Genomic DNA, 19,285 nt, shown 5'->3' on the forward strand with positions numbered 1-19,285 from the left:
GGAGGGAAACCTACGGCTCCCCTCCGAGACCTCCCTTCCCTCGAAACTCTGCGAGGACCTCGATTCCGACGGCGCGGATTTCGATCGTCTTTCGCCGTCCCTGCGCGCCGCGCCTGATCGTCACCCTGCTCGGCGGCACCTGCAGCGTCTCGGCGATGAACGCCACGATCGCTGCATTCGCCTTGTTCTCGATGGCCGGCGCGGCGATGCGAATCTTCAGTGCGCCGCCGTGCTCGCCCGCGATACCGCTGGACCGGGCGCCGGGTTGGGCGTGTACGAGGAGCGTCAGAGTCCGGCTGGACGCGTCGTAACGCGCCCATCCCGGGAGGGTCACGGCGCGAGCAGCTTCGACGCCGCGCTCGAGAGGTAAGCCACCGGCAGCATCAGCAGGAGCTGGCAGACGATGATGACGAAGAGCGGGGAGAGATCGACGTTCGCCACCGGCGGGATCAGGCGCTGGAAGGGCCGCACGAAAGGCCGCGTCAGCGCGTTGATCATGGGCGCGATCGGGCTGTAGGGGTTCACCCACGACAGCACCGCCTGGATGATGAGCGCGACGATCAGGATGTACAGGCTCATCCGCACCAGGGCGATGACGGCGAGCAAAGCCATGCCGAGGATCGCCTGGCCGCCGACGAGGCTGACGTCGTAGCCGCGGATCGAGAGCACGAGGAAGACCTCGGCGAACTGGACCAGCCACGCGAGGAAGAGGGTCGCCAGGTCGAGGCCGCCCCAGCCGGGAACGATGCGGCGTGCCGGCCGCACCGCCCAGTTGGTGAGCGCATTGAGGAAATCGGTGATCTGGTTGCGCTGCGCGGCGCGCGCCCACTGCAGCAGGAAGCGCAACAGGAACGCGATGGTGAGGAAATCGAGGACGGTTTCGATCAGGAAGATCAGGGCTTGCGCGACCATCGGTTTTCGCTTTTTCGGTTAGTCGGCGCCGAGCGCATCCCCGAGCTCGCGCGAGCGTTCGGCCGCCGCGCGCGCGGCGCGCACGATCGCGGCCTTGAGACCGTCGGCGTCGAATTGCGCGATCGCGCGCTCGGTGGTGCCGCCCTTGGAGGTCACCTTGGCGCGCAAGGTGGCGACGTCGTCCGGACTTTCGGAAGCGAGTTTGACCGCGCCCGCGAAAGTCTGGAAGGCAAGCTCGCGCGCGGTCGCGGGGGAAAAGCCGAGCTCCACCGCGGCCTGCTGCAGCGCTTCGACGAAATAGAACACGTAGGCGGGGCCGCTGCCCGAGATCGCGGTGACCGCGTCGATCTCGCCTTCGTCCTTCACCCAGACCGTTCGCCCCGCCGCGCCCAGGACCGCTTCCGCCTGCTTGCGGTCTTCGGGCCCGACGCCGGACGCGGCGTAGAGGCCGGTCATGCCCGCGAGCACCAGCGCGGGGGTGTTGGGCATGGCGCGGACGAGCCTCGCGTGGCCGCCCAGCCAGCGCGCGAGGTCCGATGCGCGCACTCCGGCGGCGATCGAGATCACCAGCGCATCGCCGATCGCGCCGGCGAGGCCACGGGCGACTTCGCGCAACTGCTGCGGCTTGACCGCCAGCACGATGCAATCGGAACCCGCCGCGGTGCCGGGGTCGGCGGCGGTGCTTATCCCGAAATCGCGCTCGAGCCGGGCCCGCGCGGCCGCGTCGATCTCGACGGCGCCGATGGAGTCGGGCGTCCAGCCCTGCTTGAGCAGGCCGCCGATGAGCGCGGAGGCCATGTTGCCGCCGCCGATGAAGGTGATTCGCATGCGAGAGTGGGGAAGGTAGCGCGGCGCCTATTCTACCGTCGGCTTTTCGCCCGCTTTCTGCCGCACCCCGAAGATTGCCGTTCCGACCCGGACGATGGTCGCCCCTTCGGCGATCGCCGCCTCGAGGTCGTCCGACATCCCCATGGAGAGGGTGTCGAGCGCGTGTCCCTCGGCGCACAGCGCCTCTTTCAGCCGCCGCAGTGCCGCGAAGCGGCTGCGCTGCAGCGCAAGGTCGTCGGTGGGCTCGGGGATCGCCATCAGGCCGCGCAGCCGCAGCCGCGGCAGCCCGGCAATGGCACGCGCGAGCGCCCGCTCTTCACCCGGGACGATGCCGCTCTTGCTGGATTCTCCGCTGACGTTTACCTGTATACACACATCGAGAGGCGGAAGGTTCGACGGCCGCGCGGCATTCAGGCGCACCGCGATCTTCTCGCGCTCGATGCTGTGGACCCAGCTAAAGCAATCCGCGATCTGCGCCGTTTTATTGCTCTGGATCGGCCCGATGAAATGCCACTCGGCCGCTCGGCGTATCTGCGTGATTTTTTTAACGGCTTCCTGAACGTAGCTCTCGCCGAAAGCCGTCTGGCCCGCTTCAATGGCGTCTTCGATATATGATGCCGGGAACGTTTTGCTCACCGCGAGCAGCGATACTTCCGAAGGCCGCCTTCCCGCGGCGATGGCCGCGCGCTCGATACGGCCCTTAACGGCTTGCAAGGTGTGAGCGATTGTTGTCATACTTCAAACGGTTGCCGACGCCGAGCGTACACATCGTAAATTCAAAGCGTTACCTCCGATTCTTCACGTCTCAAGGGCTTGAGGCCTGCGCGGCGGGGAAATTATAAATGGACATCTCCGAACTGCTCGCTTTCACGGTCAAGAACAAGGCTTCCGACCTCCACCTCTCCGCGGGCCTCCCGCCCATGATCCGCGTCCACGGCGATGTGCGGCGCATCAACCTGCCGCCGCTCGAGCACACCGAAGTGCACGCCATGGTGTACGACATCATGAACGACGGGCAGCGCAAGTTCTACGAAGAAAACCTGGAGTGCGACTTCTCGTTCGCGATCCCCAACCTCGCGCGCTTCCGCGTCAACGCGTTCGTGCAGCAGCGCGGCGCGGGGGCGGTGTTCCGGATCATCCCGTCGACGGTGTTGTCGCTGGAGGACCTGAAAGCGCCCAAGATCTTCCAGGAAATCTCCGACCAGCCGCGGGGCCTGGTGCTCGTCACCGGCCCGACCGGCTCGGGCAAGTCGACCACGCTCGCCGCGATGGTCAACTACATCAACGAAGTCGAGCACGGACACATCCTCACCGTCGAGGATCCGATCGAGTTCGTGCACGAAGCCAAGAAGTGCCTGATCAATCAGCGCGAAGTCGGCCCGCATACGCTGTCTTTCGCCAACGCACTGCGCGCCGCCCTGCGTGAAGACCCGGACGTGATCCTGGTCGGCGAGATGCGCGACCTCGAGACGATCCGGCTTGCGATGACCGCGGCCGAGACCGGCCACCTGGTGTTCGGCACCCTGCACACGAGCTCGGCGGCCAAGACCATCGACCGGATCATCGACGTTTTCCCGGCCGAAGAGAAAGAGATGGTACGCGCCATGCTTTCGGAATCGCTGCGCGCGGTCATCTCGCAGGCGCTGATCAAGACCAAGGACGGGCAGGGGCGCGTCGCCGCGCACGAGATCATGATCGGCACGCCGGCGATCCGTAACCTGATCCGCGAGGCCAAGGTCGCGCAGATGTATTCGGCGATTCAGACGGGACAGCAGTTCGGCATGCAGACGCTCGACCAGTGCATGGTCGAGCTGGTCAAGCGCAACGTGATCTCGGTCGACGAGGCGCGCGCGCGCGCGGCAAACAAGGACGTGTTCCGTTAACGCCTCGGTGTAAGCAACCGGCAGTCAGGGAGAGAAAGTGGAAAGAGATCAGGCACTCAAGTTCATGCAGGACTTGTTGCGCGCCATGGTGGCCAAGAAGGCCTCGGATCTCTTCATCACGGCGGGCTTCCCGCCCGCGATCAAGGTCGACGGGCGCATCACCCCGGTCGCGAACCAGCCGCTCACGCCGCAGCACACCGCCGAGATCGCGCGCGCGATGATGAACGACAAGCAGGCGGCGGAGTTCGAGTCGACCAAGGAGTGCAACTTCGCGGTGAGCCCCGGCGGCATCGGGCGCTTTCGCGTGAGCGCGCTGATGCAGCAGGGCCGGGTCGCCATGGTCCTGCGCACCATCAACACGACGATTCCGAGATTCGAGGATCTCAACCTGCCGGCGGTGCTGAAGGACATCGTGATGATGAAGCGGGGCCTGGTCATCATGATCGGCGGCACGGGGCAGGGCAAATCGACCTCGCTCGCGGCGATGGTCGGCTATCGCAACGAGAACAGCTACGGTCACATCATCACGATCGAGGACCCGGTCGAATACGTGCACGAGCACAAGAACTGCGTCGTCACCCAGCGCGATGTGGGCGTCGACACCGACTCGTGGTTCGCCGCGCTGAAGAACGCGCTGCGTCAGGCGCCCGACGTGATCCTGATCGGCGAGATCCGCGACCGCGAGACCATGGAGCACGCGATCGAGTTCTCCGAGACCGGCCACCTGTGCATGGCGACCCTGCACGCCAACAGCTCGAACCAGGCGCTCGACCGGATCATCAATTTCTTCCCCGAGGAGCGGAAACAACAGCTCCTCATGGACCTCTCGCTCAACATCCGCGCGTTCATCTCGCAACGCCTCATTCCGCACAAGGACGGCAAGGGACGCGTGGCGGCGGTCGAGATCATGCTGAACACCCCGCTCATCTCCGATCTCATCTTCAAGGGCGAGGTCCATGAGATCAAGCAGATCATGGCGAAGTCGCGCGAGCTCGGCATGCAGACGTTCGACCAGCACCTCTTCGATCTCTACGACGGCGGCCAGATCGGCTACGAGGACGCGCTGCGCAACGCCGACTCGGTGAACGAGCTGCGGCTGATGATCAAACTGAATTCTCAAGAGGCGAAGAAGAAAGACGTCCTCGGCGGGATTTCCCACCTGAACATCGTCTGACGTCATTCCCGACCGCGCGAGCGGGGTCGGGAATCCATTTTCAAGTCTCGAGCCTCAAATGGATTCCCGCTTCCGCGGGAGTGACGTCCTCCTCGGTCCCTCACTCCCTCGCGTCCCCGCTCTCCGTCCCCTTCGGCTTGTAGTGCAGCCGCACCGTCAGCGCGGCCACGTCGATCTTGCCCAGCTTGAGCAGCCGCGCCTCGATCGCCGCGAGCGAGCGGTTGTGCAACTGCGCGAGCTCCGCCGGCGTCTTGCCCCCGTCGAAGCCGGCGGCGAGGCGCTCTTCTTCTTCGCTGCTCCAGCGCAGGAAGTTGTTGGCGGGGAGGCTGCCGCGGCGCTCGGCGGCCGCGCGCTCGCGGGGAGAGCCTTCCATCACGCGCACCGCTTCGACGAGCGCGCGTACCGTATCGGGATGCTGGTAAGGACTGTCCGCGCCGAACAGCTCGCCGGTCGCGGGATGAACGCCGTTCGCCAGGGCGTTCAGGATCTTCAATGCCTGCTCGCGTTCCATGTGCCCTCCGTCTGTCGTTTAGCGTGTCGTCGACGCTTCCTCGATGAAGCGTAGGAAACAGCAACGGAGGGATTACGTCACAGTTGACGGCGCGCGCTTAGCTCTCACGGCTGTACGCGAAGGCGCCATCCGGCGCGTTACGTGCCGGTTTTCTTCTTTCGCATGCTGCCCGCCACGAGCTTGAACTCGAACAGCCGGCATTCGAGCGCTCCGTTGTACAGCGGTGTGCGCTTCGAGGCCGCGAGCCCGATGAGCTTGGGCAGCCGCATGTCCGCGGTGAAGATGTAGGCGGTCCAGCCGGAGAATTTTTTCTTGAGCGCATCGCCGAGCTTCGGATAGAGCTCGGCGACCTTGTCCTGGTCCGACAGGCGAACGCCGTACGGCGGATTGGTCACGATGACGCCCGCCTCCGCGGGCGCCGGCATCTCGGTCACGTCCGCCTGCTTGAGCGGCACCGCGTCGCTCGCGCCGAGCGCTTCGAGATTCTCGCGCGCGACCTTGAGCGCGTCGCCGTAGCGGTCGCTGCCGTAGATGCGAAGATCGCGCGCCGGACGCGCTCGCGCGCGCGCCTCGTCGCGCATGCGCTTCCAGATTGGCGCCTCGAACATCGACAGCTTCTCGAAACCGAACTCGCGGTCGAGCCCCGGTGCGCGATCCATCGCGATCAGCGCCGCCTCGCAGAGAAACGTGCCGCTGCCGCACATCGGATCGAGCAGCGCGGTGCCCGGCTGCCATCCCGAGAGCTCGAGGATTCCCGCGGCGAGATTTTCTCGCAGCGGCGCTTCGCCCGTGGTCTTGCGATAGCCGCGCTTGAAGAGCGCTTCGCCGGACGTGTCCAGATAGACCGTGTAATCGCTCGCGGTGAGGAAGGCGTGGATGCGCGCATCCGGCGCGCGCGTGTCGACGCTCGGGCGTGCGCCGCTCTTCGCACGGAACGCGTCGCACACCGCGTCTTTTACGCGCAGCGTGACGAAGTCGAGACTCTTCACCGGCGCGCGTATGCCGGCGACGTCGACGCGTATCGTGTGATCGACGGTGAACCAGTCGTGCCACGGGAGCGCGCGCACCGCTTCGTAGATGTCTTTCTCCGAGCGATACGAGCCGTGTCCCACCTGCCACATCACGCGGCTGGCGACGCGGCTTTCGAGGTTGACGCGATAGCACAGATCGAACGGGCCTTCGAAGCGCGCGCCGCCGTCGACGCTCGCGACCTCGGCGGCGCCGAGCGCCGTCAGCTCGTCGCGAAGGACGCTTTCCAGCCCGCGCGGACATGTCACGAAAAATTGTTGCACCAACCGTTCACCCGTTCACTCATTGGAGCGGCACCGAGATCTCGTACGAGATCAGGTGCCTTCCGTTCGCCGCCTTGTCCAGCCCGGTCACGCGTGCCGCCACGCGCGCGCCGTGATCCATCTGCCGCGCCAGATCGCCGTTGTCCTTGCGCGGCACGTACCCGAGCATGCGCCCCTGCCATTCGATGCGGACTGCGTTCGCATCGTGGGGATTCGACGGCTCGCGGACCAGGGTGAGGGCGTCGCCGCGCCTGATGCGGTCCCACACCTCTTTCCCGTCGTAGTACACGAAACCGGCAAGCGGCGCATTCTGCACGACGATGCGCGCGGAAGCGCCGTCCGCGGCGCCGGGCACGGAAATAAAAGCCAAGGCCAGCGCCGCGAGCCGCGCTGTTCGCATCGGTTTCGAGACTTTTTTACCTAAAACGTGCATTTTAGGTAATCGGATCGAATTGCCATGGAAAGGGGCCGGCGTTAGCATCCGCCGGTTCGTCCGTAGTCCGCTTCACCTACCAAGGGGGTACTACCATGAGCAAGAGACTTTCTGCCCTGCTGGCGGTCGGCAGCGCCATGACCGCCCTGTTTCTGTATGCCGCGCCGGCCCAAGCCCAAGCCACGCGCACCTGGGTCTCCGGTGTAGGCGATGACGTGAACCCCTGCAGTCGGACGGCCCCGTGCAAGACGTTCGCCGGCGCGATCTCGAAGACGGCGTTGAACGGCGAGATCAACTGTCTGGACCCCGCCGGCTACGGGACCGTGACCATCACCAAGTCGATCACCATCGACTGCAAGAACACTCACGGCAGCATTCTCAATGCCAGTGTTAACGGCATCAACATTCCATTCGACAACTTCACTGCGGTCGGCGAGACACGCAAGTCGGTGCGCATCCGTGGTTTGGCGCTGAATGGAGCGGATACCGGGACCAACGGCATTCGCATCACGGGCAATAATACAGCGGGCACCGAAGTCTTCGTCGAGGACACTGTCATGGACGGAAATTTCGGAGGTACGGCGCGCGGCATTTCAGATGAGCGCAGCGGCGGAGGAAAGCTCTACGTCACAAATACCACCATCAGAAACATGGGCGGCAGGGGCATTTCGGTCTTTCCGACATTGGGAGCAGCGGCTACGGGCGTCGTCCAAGTGATCATCAGCGACTCGCGTATCCAAAGTACACTGGCGGGCGTGCTTCTGTCGTTTAAGACGAGCGCCATCGTCTCGCGCTCGGTTATTTCCGGTAACGACTTCGGCGTTTTCGTCGAAGGCGACGGTACCGCTAACAGCGGTTCGGTGAACGTTTCCGACTCGGTGATCACGCACAACGGCGTGGGTATCCAAGCTAATTCGGGCGTGGCGCGTCTTTCGAGCAGCGACATTGTCTACAATGCGACCGGCTTCTCGGGTGCTACCACATCCCACGGTAACAACAGGATTTTGGGCAACACCGCCGTGGGCACCACACCCACTATCGCGTCTCCTGCTTTGCAGTAATCGCGGGACGCCTCGTTGACTCGCGCGGCGGATCCGTCTGCCGCGCGAATCCAGCCCCCGACAACCATGCTCAGAACGGCTTTATCATGACGAGCACGACGATCGCTATCAATAATAGCACCGGCGCCTCGTTGAACCAGCGGAACCAGACGTGGCTCCGGAGATTCCGGTCCTCCCGAAAGTCTTTCAGCAGCTTTCCGCACCACAGGTGATACGCGATCAGCAGCGCGACCAGCGCGAGCTTCGCGTGCAGCCATCCGCCGCTGATCCCGTAGTACAGCCATAGCGTCAGCCCGCTCGCGATCGTCAGTGCCGCTCCGGGCGTCATGATGCCGTAGTAGAGCTTGCGCTCCATCACTTTGAAGCGCTCGCTGCCGGTCGTGTCGGTCGTCATCGCGTGATAGACGAATAGCCGCGGGAGGTAGAAGAGCCCCGCGAACCACGTGACCATGAACACGACGTGAAACGCTTTCACCCAGAGCACACGTATTCCTCTCTATTTGAGCAGCCGGCGCCGCGCGAGCACGAGCGCGGCGTAGCAGGCGGCCAGCGCATACGCGAGCAGCACGCCGACGTGAAGAACAGCCGACGCGGGCGCCTCCGCGTTCATGAGCGGCCGCACCAGCGCGACCGCGTGGGTGAGCGGGAGCACCTGCGCCACGGTCTGCAGCCACGCCGGGAGCTGCTGCAGCGGAAAGAATACGCCCGAAGCGAGCATCATCGGCGTCACTGCGAGCGTGAAGTAGTACATGAAGAAATCGTAGCTCGGCGAGAGCGAGGTCATGATGAGGCCGAGCCCCGCGAAAGCGAGCCCCGTCAGAAACACCACCGGCAGGACCCACAGCGCGAGGGGCGAGGCGACGAGCCCGAGCACCGAAGCGACGAGCAGGACCGCGGCGCCGGAGAGGAACGCCTTGCTCGCCGACCACACCGCTTCGCCGAGCACCACGTCGTCGAGCTGCACCGGCGCGTTCATGATCGCGTCCCAGGTGCGCTGCACGTGCATCCGCGAGAAGCTCGAGTACATCGATTCGAACGACGCGCTCATCATCGTGCTCGAGCACACCGTGCCGGCCGCCAGGAACGCGATATACGGCATGCCGATCACGTCCGGCATCATCGCGCCGAGGCCGTAACCCAGCCCCAGCATGTACAGCATGGGATCGGCAAGGTTGCCGAGCATCGACGGAATCGCGAGCTTGGTCCAGACGAGCCGGTTGCGGCGCCAGATGTGGACGAAGCGCCAGCTCACGCGCGGGCGGAGTGCGGCCGCGAGCTTCAATCGCGCAGCTCGCGGCCGGTCAGTTTGAGGAACACGTCCTCGAGATTGGCGGGGCGGTGCAGGTAACGCAAGCCCTGCTCGCGCTCGAGCGAGTGCGTAAGCTCGTCAGCGTTCTGCGTGTAGCAGAACACCGTCTCGCCGGTGCGCTCGCACCGTTGCGCAGCATGGCGCCCGCAGCGCTCGGCCCAGCTTTCGGCGCCGTCGCCGTACACCTCGACCACCTGAGGCTCGATGTGACGTGCGATGAGCTCGCGCGGCGCGCCTTCGGCGATCTTGCGCCCGCGGTCGAGGATCGCGACGCGGTCGCACAGCCGCTCCGCCTCGTCCATGAAGTGTGTCGTGAGCAGGATCGTGCGGCCTTCGTTCGTCAGCTTGCGCAGCCGCTCCCAGATGAGATGCCGCGCCTGCGGATCCAGCCCGGTCGTCGGCTCGTCGAGGAAGATGAGCCGAGGATCGTTGACGAGCGCCCGCGCGAGCGTCAGCCTGCGCTTCATGCCTCCGGAGAGCGCCTGTATGCGCGAGCCCTCACGTCCGGTGAGCCCCGCGAACTCGAGCAGCGACGGGATGCGCGCTTCGAGGTCGGCGCGCGCGATGCCGAAGTAGCGGCCGAAAACCACGAGGTTCTCGCGCACGGTGAAATCGGGATCCAGGTTGTCGAGCTGCGGCACCACGCCGATGCGGGCCCGCGCTTCGCGCGCGTGCGCAGGCACGTCGTGACCGAGCATCGCGATTTCGCCCGAATCGGGCTCGGTGAGCCCGAGACAAAGCCGCAGCGTCGTCGTCTTTCCCGCGCCGTTGGGCCCGAGGAGGCCGAAGCATTCGCCGGCTTCTATCGTGAGGTCGAGCCCGTCGACGACGTTGGTGCCGTCGTACGATTTGACGAGCTTCGCGACGTGCAGGTGAGCGGTCACCTGCAATGATGGACGACGATCTGCGCGAGCTGGTTCAGGCGGCCGTGGAAGAAATGTTCGCCGCCGGGGATGACGACGATCGGCAGTTGCTGCGGACGCGCCCAGTCGAGGACGTTCTGCAAAGGCACGACTTCGTCGTGCTCGCCATGGATGACGAGGGTGTTCGCGGGGACCGTCTCCGCCGGAAAGCGTATGACCGCCGGCCCGACGAGCACCATGCGCTCGCACTCGATGCGCTTCGCGACTCGTGTCTGCACGAAGCTGCCGAAGGAGAAGCCGGCCAGCAGCAGCGGGATGTCCCCGTAACGCTCTTTCGCGTAGGCCGCGACGCGCAGCAGGTCTTCGGTCTCGCCGATGCCTTTGTCGTGCGCCCCTTCGCTCTTGCCCACGCCGCGGAAGTTGGGGCGTAACGCGACATAGCCCAGGTTGTAGAACGCCTTGGCGAGCGTGGTGACGACCTTGTTGTCCTTGGTCCCGCCCTGCACCGGATTGGGATGGGCGATGAGCGCGATGCCGCGGCGGCGATCGCCGGGATCGTTGATATCGGTCTCGATGGCGCCCGCGGCGCCGTCGATGCTGACGCGCTGCAGGCTCGAAGGCGGCATCGGCCGGATTTCGACTTCTGACATGATGGCGTGACGCGGGAAGGCCGCAGCGCGGCCGACGCTCGGGATCGTTCTAGATGCGCAGGCGCTCGACGATGCGCCCGTGCTCGATGTGCTCGCTGATGATCTCGTCGATGTCTTCCTTGTCGACGTAGGTGTACCAGACGGCTTCGGGATAGATGACGATGACCGGACCTTCGTCGCAGCGGTCGAGGCAGCCCGCGTTGTTGATGCGGACCTTGCCGGCGCCGGAGAGCTTCAGATCCTTCACCCGCTTCTTCGCGTAGTCGCGCATGTCCTGCGCGCCGCCGCACGCGCAGCATCGAGCGGGATCCTCGCGCCGGTTGCAGCAGAAGAAGACGTGCCGCTGGTAATAGCTCATGCCTCGATTATAGACGAGGCAGGAGCGGGCCGGCCCCGGCTCAGGCCGCCGGCAGCTCGCGCGCGACGGTCGCGGTATAGATGATGGCGAGGAACGGCCAGAGCTCCGACAGCGCGCGCACGATCGCGGAAAAGCTCAGCATGTGGGTCGGACCGGTGAGAAGCTGGGGCGGCACGGTCTGGTAGGGGTTCTCCGGGGCGATGTTGATCACCGCCACCGCTGCAGCGAAGGCGAAGCCCGCGACGATCCACTGGGTGCGCCGGCGCACGCGCGTGAGACCGTACAGCACGACCGCGCTGACGAGCACCCCGATCAGCACGCCCGGCGTCATCCACGCGAACGGGGCGGCGCCCTTGGCGAAGGCGAACGCGGAGAGCGTCTTGCCCGCGAGGCCCGTCGCCAGCACCGCGGTGACCGCGAAGCCGCGGGGCACGCTCCGGCGGCCGAGGGCGTACAAGACGAGCCCGACGCCGATCAGGTTGAGGCCCGCGACCGCGGCTTCGGTCGCGACGAGGAGCTGCGGCGTGTGGATGCCCCACGCCGGCAGGTCGAAGGTATCGCGCAGGTTGCCCGTGCCGAAGAGCTGGGCGTTGGGATGGAGCTGCGTGACGAGCCAGATGCTGACCAGCACGATGCCGACGTCCGCCGAGAGGCCGTACGCGAACCACTGGTCGCGCAATCGCCCCAGCCGGATGCCCAGGCCGCGCGTGGGCGCGAAGAACGGCGAAGCCAGCGCGCCGATCAGCCCTCCCAGGCCGTTCGTGAGCACGTCGACGTTGGAGGCGATGCGCGACGGCATGAACATCTGCACGCACTCCATCGCGACGCTCGTCGCGACCGCGGCGCCTGCCGCGGCGAACACCGCGCGGCGTATGCCGAGCCTCGCCATGAGCGCGCGGGCGAGCAGAAAGCCGAGCGGCACGTACGCCGCGATATTGACGACGACGTCTTCGACGGTGATGTAGCGCGGCCACGGCGCCCACAGGAATCCGCGGATCTCCTCGGGCGGTATCCACCAGCCGCCGAAGGGCTGCAGGCTGGTGTACGCGATGACCACCAAGTAAGCTACCGCCAGTATTCGCGCAAGCAGCCCTCGCGGAGCGCGCGGGTTGGTGCGCGCATTCGACTCAGACATGCCCAAATCCTACGATATTTTCAACGGTGACGCGGACGGCCTCTGCGCGCTGCACCAGCTGCGGCTCAATGAGCCGCGCGACGCCGAGCTCGTCACCGGCGTGAAGCGCGACATCCGGCTCCTCGATCGCATACGCGCCGAACCCGGCGATGTGCTCACCGTGCTGGACGTTTCGATGAAGTCGAATGCGTCGGCGCTCTCTCGAGTGCTCGATGCGGGGGCGCGCGTCACCTGGTTCGACCATCACGCGACCGGAGAGATTCCGCGGCACGACGCGCTCACGGCGCACATCGATACCGCGCCGGACGTGTGCACCAGCCTCATCGTCGATCGCGAGCTCGAGGGCGCGCATCGCCTGTGGGCCGTCGTCGCGGCCTTCGGAGACAATCTCGTGAACGCCGCGGTCGGCGCCGCCCAGCCGCTCGCGCTCGATCACACCGAGCTCGCGCGGCTGCACGAGCTCGGCGACTGTCTCAATTACAACGCGTATGGCGAGACGGTCGACGACCTGCACTATCACCCCGCCGATCTCTACGAGACCGTGAAGCCGTACAAAGACCCGCGCCACTTCATCTTCGACGAGCCGGTGTTCAACGTGCTGCGCAGTGCGCTCGCGGAAGACTATTACCGCGCCGGGGAGATCGAGGCCGAGCGCGCCACCGAGGCGGCGGCGGTGTACGTGCTGCCGAACGCTTCATGGAGCCGCCGTATCAACGGTCTCTATGGCAACCGCCTCGCGCAGCAGCACCCGAAGCGCGCCCACGCGGTGCTCGTCGCTCGCGAAGGCGGTTACGTGGTGAGCGTGCGCGCGCCGGTGGAAAACCCGCACGGGGCGGCCGCGGTGTGCGAGCAGTTCGAGACCGGCGGCGGCCGCGAAGGCGCGGCCGGCATCAACCTTCTGCCGCCGAGCGAGCTGCCGCGATTCGTCGACGTTTTCGAAAAGGCCTACGCGCCGTAGCTCAGGCTTTCACGGCGTCCATCTCGATCGTCGCGAACGCGATCAGCCACAGCGCCGCGTCGTACGCGTCGAACCACTCGCCGCGCCACGCCCAGATCGCCACCAGAGCGGCGAGCCCGCCGTACAGCGCGACGGCGACGCTGCCGAAAGCGACGCGCGCCCGCGCAACCAGCGAGGGATAGCGGAACTCGACTTCGAGCAGGATCACCACCGCGATCCACACCCCGCTGTTCACCGTGTCGAGCACGTTGTCCTCGAAGAGATAGCCCGCGGTCGCCGCGACCACCCCCGCGGCGGCGATCAAGCGCGCGAAGCGCAAAGCCGAGCGATAGCCCTCTGGCGTGTCGGCACGAACGCAGCGGGCTTCGATCTCGAAGAGCACGAGCAGGACGAGCCACGCGGCGGCGTCGACCGCCTTGCTCGGCGTGCCGGCGAGCGCGTAGTACACGGCGTCGGCCGCGAGCAGCGCGACGAGCAGCGCCTTCCAGGCGTGACGTTTCAAGCCGCGCGCGAAGCGGCGTGGACGTGACCGCGCCGCCGGGCGTGTCCGTACCACTGGGGCAGGAGCGATCCGGCGACCATGCCGCAGATGCTTGCGAGGAGCCCCGCGAACTGCGGCGGCAGCAGGGCGTCGGGATTCATGAACTCGAGCGTGAGCCACGTGCCCAGCCCGGCGATCATCGCCGCGGCCGCGCCCTGCGTCGTGGCGCGCCTCCAGTACAGGCCGAAAGCGAGCGGCGTGAACGCCGCGGCGAGCGTGATCTTGTAGGCGTTCTCGACCATGCCGTAGATCGATGCATTCGAGACGAGCGCGAAGGTCAGCACCGCGCACGCGAACAGGAAGACCACGACGCGCAGCATGCGCAGGAACTGGCTGTCCGTGAGGTTGGGGATCAGCGGCCGCAGGATGTTCTCGGCGACGGTCACCGAAGGCGCGAGCAGCGTCGCGGCCGAGCACGAGAGGATCGCCGAGATCAGCGCGCCGAAGAAGAACACCTGCGCGACGAACGGCGCGTGCGCGAGGATGAGCCGCGGCAGGATCTGCTGCGAATCGCTGGCGAGATAGCGCTCGACCAGCGTCGGGTCGAGCAGCGTCGCCGAGTACGCGAGGAACATCGGGACGAACGCGAAGCAGAAATACAGGCAGCCGCCGATCACCGAGCCGCTGCCGGCGATCGTTTCGGTCTTGGCCGACGCTACGCGCTGGAAGACGTCCTGCTGCGGGATCGAGCCGAGCGCCATCGTCGCCCACGCCGCGACGAATGCGATCGTGTCGCGAGGCTCGAGCTTGGGCCAGAACTCGAACTTGCCCGCGGCCTGGGCGTGATCGAGCACCGCCCCGGCGCCGCCGACCATGCCCGAGATGACGAACGCGATGTAGATCATGCCGCCCATGATCACCGTCATCTGGAAGAGGTCGGTGAACGCGACCGACAGCATGCCGCCCGACAGCGTCCACACCAGCACGATCGCGACGCCGAGCACCATGCCCTGCCACGGCTGGATCGCGCCGTTGGTGAGCACCGAGAACACGAGACCGAGCGCGGTGATCTGCGCCGACACCCAGCCCAGGTAGGAGATGACGATGCAGATCGACGCCGTCACTTCGACGTGGCGGTTGTAGCGGCCCCGATAGTAGTCGCCGATCGTCAGCAGCCCGAGCCGGTACAGCGGCCGCGCGAAAAACAGACCCACGAGGATGAGGCACATGCTCGATCCGAACGGATCGGCGACCACGCCCTTCAGGCCTTCGTTCAGGAATTTCGCGGGGATGCCGAGCACCGTCTCCGAGCCGAACCACGTCGCGAACACCGTGGCGATGATGAAAGGCAGCGGCAGGTGGCGGCCGGCGACGACGAAGTCGGTGGAGCTCTTGACCTTGGTCGCGGCGTAGAGCCCGATACAGATCGAGACGATCAGGTAGAGCGTGACGAACCAGATGAGATCGGAAGCCATCGGGGCGTGAGTGTCCGTCAATCAGGTCACGTTGTACAGCAACAGCGCGACGAGGGTGCCGAGCATGGCGGCGAGCAGCACGGCGATGATCGCCAGCAGGCGGTTGGCCTGCCTGCGCTCGGCGAGCTCGAGCAGCGGCGTGATATCGGGCTCGCGGGCCGACTGTTGCTTCAGAGCCTGGTGCATGAGGCGCGGGAGCTGCGGCAGCGCCACCGCCCATGTCGGTGCTTCTTCCTTGAGGCGCCGGAGCAGGCCGCGCCAGCCGATCTGCTCCGACATCCAGCGCTCGAGGAAAGGCTTCGCCGTGGTCCAGAGATCGAGATCGGGATCGAGCTGCCGGCCCAGACCCTCGACGTTGAGCAGGGTCTTCTGGAGCAGGACGAGCTGAGGCTGGACTTCGACGTTGAAGCGGCGCGAAGTCTGGAAGAGCCGGAGCAACACGCGCCCGAACGAGATGTCCTTGAGCGGCCGGTCGAACACCGGTTCGCACACCGCGCGGATCGCCGCTTCGAACTCGTCCACGCGCGTATCCGACGGCGCCCACCCCGATTCGATGTGCGCGACGGCCACGCGGTGATAGTCGCGGCGGAAGAAGCCGAGGAAGTTCTGCGCGAGGTAATGCTTGTCGAGCTCGGTCAGCGTGCCCATGATGCCGAAGTCGAGCGCGATGTAGCGGCCTTGCGGCGACACCAGGATGTTGCCGGGGTGCATGTCGGCGTGGAAGAAGCCGTCGCGGAAAACCTGCGTGAAGAAGATCTCGACGCCCGCGCGCGCGAGCCGCGAGATGTCGACGCCCTGCTCGCGCAGCGTCGCGATCTGGTTGACCGGCGTGCCGTGCATGCGCTGCATCACCATCACTTCTTCGGCGCAGTAATCCCAGTGCACCTCGGGCACCATCAGCAGCGGCGAGCCTTCGAAGTTGCGCCGTAGCTGGCTCGCGTTCGCCGCTTCGCGGATGAGGTCGAGCTCGTTCTCGAGGTGCTTGGCGAACTCGGCGACGACCGCCTGGGGCTTGAGACGCCGTCCTTCCTTCCATTGCCGTTCGACGAAAGCCGCGGCGGCGCCGAGCAGCCCGAGGTCGTTCGCGATGACGGTCGCGATGCCGGGCCTCAACACTTTGACCGCGACCTCGGTGCCGTCAGGCAGCTCGGCGAGATGGACCTGCGCGACCGAGGCGCTGGCGATCGGCACGCGATCGAAGCGCCGAAAGACTTCGTCGACCGGCCTGCCGTACACGCGCCGCAGCGTCGCGAGCACGGCCTCGACCGGGAAAGGCGGCACCTGGTCCTGCAGCATCGCCAGCTCGTCCGCGATGTCGGTCGGCAGCAGGTCGCGGCGTGTGGAAAGCACCTGCCCGAACTTGACGAAGATCGGTCCCAGCGCTTCGAGCGCCTGGCGCAGGCGCACCGCACGCGGCGTCTTGTAGCGGCGGCGTAGCGACAGCGCGTCGAGCATCGAGCGCAGCGGGCGCGCGCGGTCGTGCTCGAGCGCGAACTCGTAGAGGCCGAAGCGCACGCCGACCGAAAAGATCTTGAGAAGACGGAACAGCCGCATTCAGGCCAAGGTGCGCGAGAGGCGCTGGATACGCTTTTCGAGCCGCGCGACGTCGTCGCGGATCGCGTCGACCTCGCGGCTGAAGCGCTGGAGCTCGTTCGTGCTGGCGAGCACCGGATTCTCGTACGTGGCGTACTCGGCGGCGGCGTGCGCCAGGTTGAGCAGGGTGCCGCGGGCGAAGGCGTCCAGCCCGCGCGCGGCCGACGCCATGCGGTGGGCGGCGACGTCGCCGAAGACGCGCGACAGCGCTTCTTCGTAATCCCAGGTGAGGTTGCGCCTCACGTAGTCGACCGCGGCGGCGAGCTCGACGTCGCCGGTCACTCGAGCTTCCCGCCACGCCGTCTCGTCGCGCGCCGCGAAGCGCATGAGAACGCCGGGCGTGAGCGCGATCGTGACGTCGGCGACCGCTTCGGGGATCGCCGGCGCGAGATCGCCCTCGAGGGTGATCGTCGCCGCGACGCGCGCCGGCGGGCAGGTCATGAGCACCGTCTTGCCGGCATGCGGCCTGAGCTTCTCCAGCGCCCAGGCGTTAGCCCTGAGCAGCCGGTTGATCGCGGGAAAGGTGAGCGTCTCGAACATAAAAAAACCCGGGCGCAAGGCCCGGGCCTGGAAGTGTACTGCGCCTGGCGGTCTTACGCCTGCTGGATGCCTGCGACGACCCAGCCGGAGCGGCCGCTGAGCGGTTTCTGCAGGTGCCAGACCTCGCTGAACGGCTGCGGCTCGGTGCCGGGCGTCTCGCGGATCAGGCCCGAGAAGCGCACGCTGACGATGTACGCGCCGTTCTCGGTCGCGACGTCGAGGACCTGCGCGTCGAGCGTGATCACCTCGGTCTTCTGCGGGTCGTTGCCGCTCGCGCGGATGTCGGCTTCGATCTCGCGCGCCATCTCGGGCGTCAGGAATTCGCGCAGCGCAGCGACGTCTTTGCGATCGTTGGCTTCCTGCAGCTTGAGGAAGTTCGCCTTGGCGTTGGCCGCGAACCCTTCCGCGTCGAAATCCGCGGGCCAGCGGTTCGGCGCCGCGGCGGGCGCCGCACCGGACATCGTCGCCGCCACCGAGTGCGGCGCGGCGCCACCGCCGTAGGAGGGCGCGGGAGCGGCAGCCGGCTGCGGGGCGGGCGCGGCCACCGGCTCGGAGCGGCCGTACGGGTCGGCGCCGGCGTAGCGCAGCGGCGCGTTCTGCGCGGGACGGGCGCCGCGGAACAGCCGGAACAGCATCACGATGCCGAAGACGATGGCTGCGAGCAGGAGGATGCCCATGAGGGCGCCGCCGAGACCGTTGTTGAAGAACAGCGCCGCAAGGCCGGCGCCGATGGCGAGGCCGGCCAGGGGTCCCAGCCAGCGGCTCATGCCGGACGGCTGCTGCGCCGGCGGCGCGGTCGGCTGAGTCTGCTGGGGCTGGGTCGCCTGCTGCTGGGCCGGCGCCTTGGCCGGCGGCTGCTGCGGCGTGGCCTGGCGCTGCATGCCGCTGCTGCGGCCGCCGCCGACGCGCTTGGCTTCGACATCGACCGCGACCATCGAAAATCCGATCAACGTCATCAAAACGGCGAACAATTTACGCATGTCCGGTCTCCTTCCTTGGAGGGCCTCGATTATAACGGCTGGGCTCGACGAGCCTTGCCGACGCGGAGTGCAGCTTACGCGCCCGCGGCCGGGAACGCCATTACGGTTCGTGAAGTCCGCCGCTCACTTCGAATAGCCGACGAGCTCGGCGATGAGGTAGTCGCCGCGGATGCGCAGCGGATACTCGCCGCCGCCGTCGCCACCTCCCTGTGACGTGTCGAAATGCTGCGAGTTCGCGCTGGTCCGCACCGCGCGGCGCACGCTCGGCACGTACCAGTCGATCTCGGCGATCTCTTCCTGGGTGCGGTAGCCCTCCATGTTGCCGGCGAACACCGAGCGCTCGATCTTCAGCGCGTCGAACTCGCCGGCCGGGACGCGCACGCGCTCCCAGCCGATGACGCGGCCGCTGACATGCGTGTTGAAGGTGCGGCCCGTCACCACGTCGGTCGAGCGCAGCACGCTGTGCCAGCGCTTGCCGGGCTCGAGCGGATAGTCGTATGCGGTGTAGGTCGGGTCGTAGCGGAAGCGCTGGGTGTTGGTGAGCGGCAGCTCGCGGCCGTTCCAGCCCGGCGCGTAGACGAGGGTATCGAGCAGCTTGCCGTCGTTCGAGAGCTGAACGACGACGCCCGCGGGATCGACGCGTACGACCTGGTAGCGGTAGATGCCGCGGGGCAGCTTCGTCCAGCCGTCATGGACGGCGTAATCCCAGTAGTCGCCGACCTTCACCTGTGGCGAGACAGCCGCGGGCGCCGAGGCGGCGGTGCCGGGTGGGGAGGCGATCGGGGCGGCGCACGCTGCGAGCGCCGCGACCACGAACACGAGGGCGAAGCGAGTTTTCATGACGGTCTC

General features: G+C 66.6%; 23 protein-coding genes. 4 read left to right on the forward strand and 19 right to left on the reverse strand.

Features of this window, described 5'->3' with window-relative positions; translation table 11 throughout:
* Positions 1-10: 10 nt before the first annotated feature.
* The 4 genes from VHP37_09460 to VHP37_09475 are packed head-to-tail and all read right to left on the reverse strand — an operon-like array spanning position 11 to position 2,475.
* Complete coding sequence (locus VHP37_09460) at positions 11-334, reverse strand: DUF167 domain-containing protein (GenBank protein ID HEX2826559.1); 324 nt, start codon at positions 332-334, stop codon at positions 11-13.
* On the reverse strand, positions 331-912 hold the full coding sequence (locus VHP37_09465; GenBank protein ID HEX2826560.1) for a YggT family protein: 582 nt from the start codon (positions 910-912) through the stop codon (positions 331-333). Before VHP37_09465 ends, VHP37_09460 begins: the two co-directional genes overlap by 4 nt.
* Before the next feature lie 18 nt (positions 913-930).
* A complete protein-coding gene (proC, locus tag VHP37_09470; protein HEX2826561.1) occupies positions 931-1,740 on the reverse strand; it encodes a pyrroline-5-carboxylate reductase in 810 nt (269 codons plus the stop codon).
* 27 nt (positions 1,741-1,767) lie between these two features.
* Entirely contained in the window at positions 1,768-2,475 is a 708-nt protein-coding gene (locus VHP37_09475; protein ID HEX2826562.1) for a YggS family pyridoxal phosphate-dependent enzyme, read from the reverse strand.
* A gap of 107 nt (positions 2,476-2,582) precedes the next feature.
* Between VHP37_09475 and VHP37_09480 the strand changes: the two genes are divergently transcribed.
* Positions 2,583-3,623, forward strand: coding sequence for a type IV pilus twitching motility protein PilT (locus tag VHP37_09480; GenBank protein HEX2826563.1), 1,041 nt, complete (start codon positions 2,583-2,585; stop codon positions 3,621-3,623).
* Positions 3,624-3,660: 37 nt separating this feature from the next.
* The gene (locus VHP37_09485) at positions 3,661-4,797 is read left to right on the forward strand and encodes a PilT/PilU family type 4a pilus ATPase (protein ID HEX2826564.1); all 1,137 of its coding nucleotides are present in this window, start codon (positions 3,661-3,663) and stop codon (positions 4,795-4,797) included.
* A gap of 100 nt (positions 4,798-4,897) precedes the next feature.
* Here the strand turns inward: VHP37_09485 and VHP37_09490 are convergent, their stop codons facing one another.
* The 3 genes from VHP37_09490 to VHP37_09500 all read right to left on the reverse strand — a co-directional run bounded on the left by VHP37_09490 (position 4,898) and on the right by VHP37_09500 (position 6,970).
* Positions 4,898-5,308, reverse strand: a complete 411-nt coding sequence (locus tag VHP37_09490; protein HEX2826565.1) for a hypothetical protein — start codon at positions 5,306-5,308, stop codon at positions 4,898-4,900.
* 137 nt (positions 5,309-5,445) lie between these two features.
* A complete protein-coding gene (locus VHP37_09495) occupies positions 5,446-6,603 on the reverse strand; it encodes a THUMP domain-containing protein (protein HEX2826566.1) in 1,158 nt (385 codons plus the stop codon).
* A 16-nt stretch (positions 6,604-6,619) separates the two neighbouring features.
* Positions 6,620-6,970, reverse strand: a complete 351-nt coding sequence (locus tag VHP37_09500) for an HIRAN domain-containing protein (protein HEX2826567.1) — start codon at positions 6,968-6,970, stop codon at positions 6,620-6,622.
* A 158-nt stretch (positions 6,971-7,128) separates the two neighbouring features.
* On the opposite strand from VHP37_09500, the gene VHP37_09505 reads away from it, so the two are divergent.
* The gene (locus VHP37_09505) at positions 7,129-8,094 is read left to right on the forward strand and encodes a hypothetical protein (GenBank protein HEX2826568.1); all 966 of its coding nucleotides are present in this window, start codon (positions 7,129-7,131) and stop codon (positions 8,092-8,094) included.
* Positions 8,095-8,164: 70 nt separating this feature from the next.
* Here VHP37_09505 and hemJ read toward each other — a convergent pair whose 3' ends face one another.
* The 6 genes from hemJ to VHP37_09535 are packed head-to-tail and all read right to left on the reverse strand — an operon-like array spanning position 8,165 to position 12,409.
* Positions 8,165-8,578 carry a protoporphyrinogen oxidase HemJ gene (gene hemJ, locus VHP37_09510; protein HEX2826569.1) on the reverse strand — a complete coding sequence of 138 codons (414 nt, stop codon included), beginning with the start codon at positions 8,576-8,578 and terminating at the stop codon, positions 8,165-8,167.
* A gap of 12 nt (positions 8,579-8,590) precedes the next feature.
* Positions 8,591-9,376, reverse strand: coding sequence for an ABC transporter permease (locus VHP37_09515; protein ID HEX2826570.1), 786 nt, complete (start codon positions 9,374-9,376; stop codon positions 8,591-8,593).
* Positions 9,373-10,293 (reverse strand): ATP-binding cassette domain-containing protein, encoded by a 921-nt coding sequence (locus VHP37_09520; GenBank protein ID HEX2826571.1) that lies wholly within the window; start codon positions 10,291-10,293, stop codon positions 9,373-9,375. Before VHP37_09520 ends, VHP37_09515 begins: the two co-directional genes overlap by 4 nt.
* A complete protein-coding gene (locus tag VHP37_09525; protein HEX2826572.1) occupies positions 10,284-10,916 on the reverse strand; it encodes an alpha/beta fold hydrolase in 633 nt (210 codons plus the stop codon). The genes VHP37_09520 and VHP37_09525 overlap by 10 nt, the downstream gene beginning before the upstream one ends.
* Before the next feature lie 49 nt (positions 10,917-10,965).
* Positions 10,966-11,274 carry an NAD(P)H-dependent oxidoreductase subunit E gene (locus tag VHP37_09530; protein ID HEX2826573.1) on the reverse strand — a complete coding sequence of 103 codons (309 nt, stop codon included), beginning with the start codon at positions 11,272-11,274 and terminating at the stop codon, positions 10,966-10,968.
* A gap of 40 nt (positions 11,275-11,314) precedes the next feature.
* Positions 11,315-12,409 carry a VanZ family protein gene (locus tag VHP37_09535; protein HEX2826574.1) on the reverse strand — a complete coding sequence of 365 codons (1,095 nt, stop codon included), beginning with the start codon at positions 12,407-12,409 and terminating at the stop codon, positions 11,315-11,317.
* Here VHP37_09535 and VHP37_09540 point away from each other — a divergent pair.
* A complete protein-coding gene (locus tag VHP37_09540; protein ID HEX2826575.1) occupies positions 12,408-13,367 on the forward strand; it encodes a DHH family phosphoesterase in 960 nt (319 codons plus the stop codon). The two genes, VHP37_09535 and VHP37_09540, sit on opposite strands and share 2 nt — an antisense overlap.
* 1 nt (position 13,368) lies before the next feature.
* On the opposite strand, the gene VHP37_09545 is transcribed toward VHP37_09540, so the two are convergent.
* From VHP37_09545 to VHP37_09570, 6 genes are all read right to left on the reverse strand, one after another.
* A complete protein-coding gene (locus VHP37_09545) occupies positions 13,369-13,869 on the reverse strand; it encodes a hypothetical protein (protein ID HEX2826576.1) in 501 nt (166 codons plus the stop codon).
* On the reverse strand, positions 13,866-15,323 hold the full coding sequence (locus tag VHP37_09550) for a sodium:solute symporter family protein (protein ID HEX2826577.1): 1,458 nt from the start codon (positions 15,321-15,323) through the stop codon (positions 13,866-13,868). Before VHP37_09550 ends, VHP37_09545 begins: the two co-directional genes overlap by 4 nt.
* A 21-nt stretch (positions 15,324-15,344) precedes the next feature.
* Positions 15,345-16,877: a ubiquinone biosynthesis regulatory protein kinase UbiB gene (ubiB, locus tag VHP37_09555; GenBank protein ID HEX2826578.1), complete on the reverse strand. Its 1,533-nt coding sequence runs from the start codon at positions 16,875-16,877 to the stop codon at positions 15,345-15,347.
* A complete protein-coding gene (locus tag VHP37_09560) occupies positions 16,878-17,456 on the reverse strand; it encodes a sterol-binding protein (protein HEX2826579.1) in 579 nt (192 codons plus the stop codon). It abuts the gene before it with no gap.
* 53 nt (positions 17,457-17,509) lie between these two features.
* Positions 17,510-18,436 carry a TIM44-like domain-containing protein gene (locus tag VHP37_09565; GenBank protein HEX2826580.1) on the reverse strand — a complete coding sequence of 309 codons (927 nt, stop codon included), beginning with the start codon at positions 18,434-18,436 and terminating at the stop codon, positions 17,510-17,512.
* Positions 18,437-18,559: 123 nt separating this feature from the next.
* Positions 18,560-19,276, reverse strand: coding sequence for a hypothetical protein (locus VHP37_09570; protein HEX2826581.1), 717 nt, complete (start codon positions 19,274-19,276; stop codon positions 18,560-18,562).
* Positions 19,277-19,285: the final 9 nt, after the last annotated feature.

The organism is Burkholderiales bacterium, from assembly GCA_036262035.1.
Taxonomy (GTDB): Bacteria; Pseudomonadota; Gammaproteobacteria; order Burkholderiales; family SG8-41; genus JAQGMV01.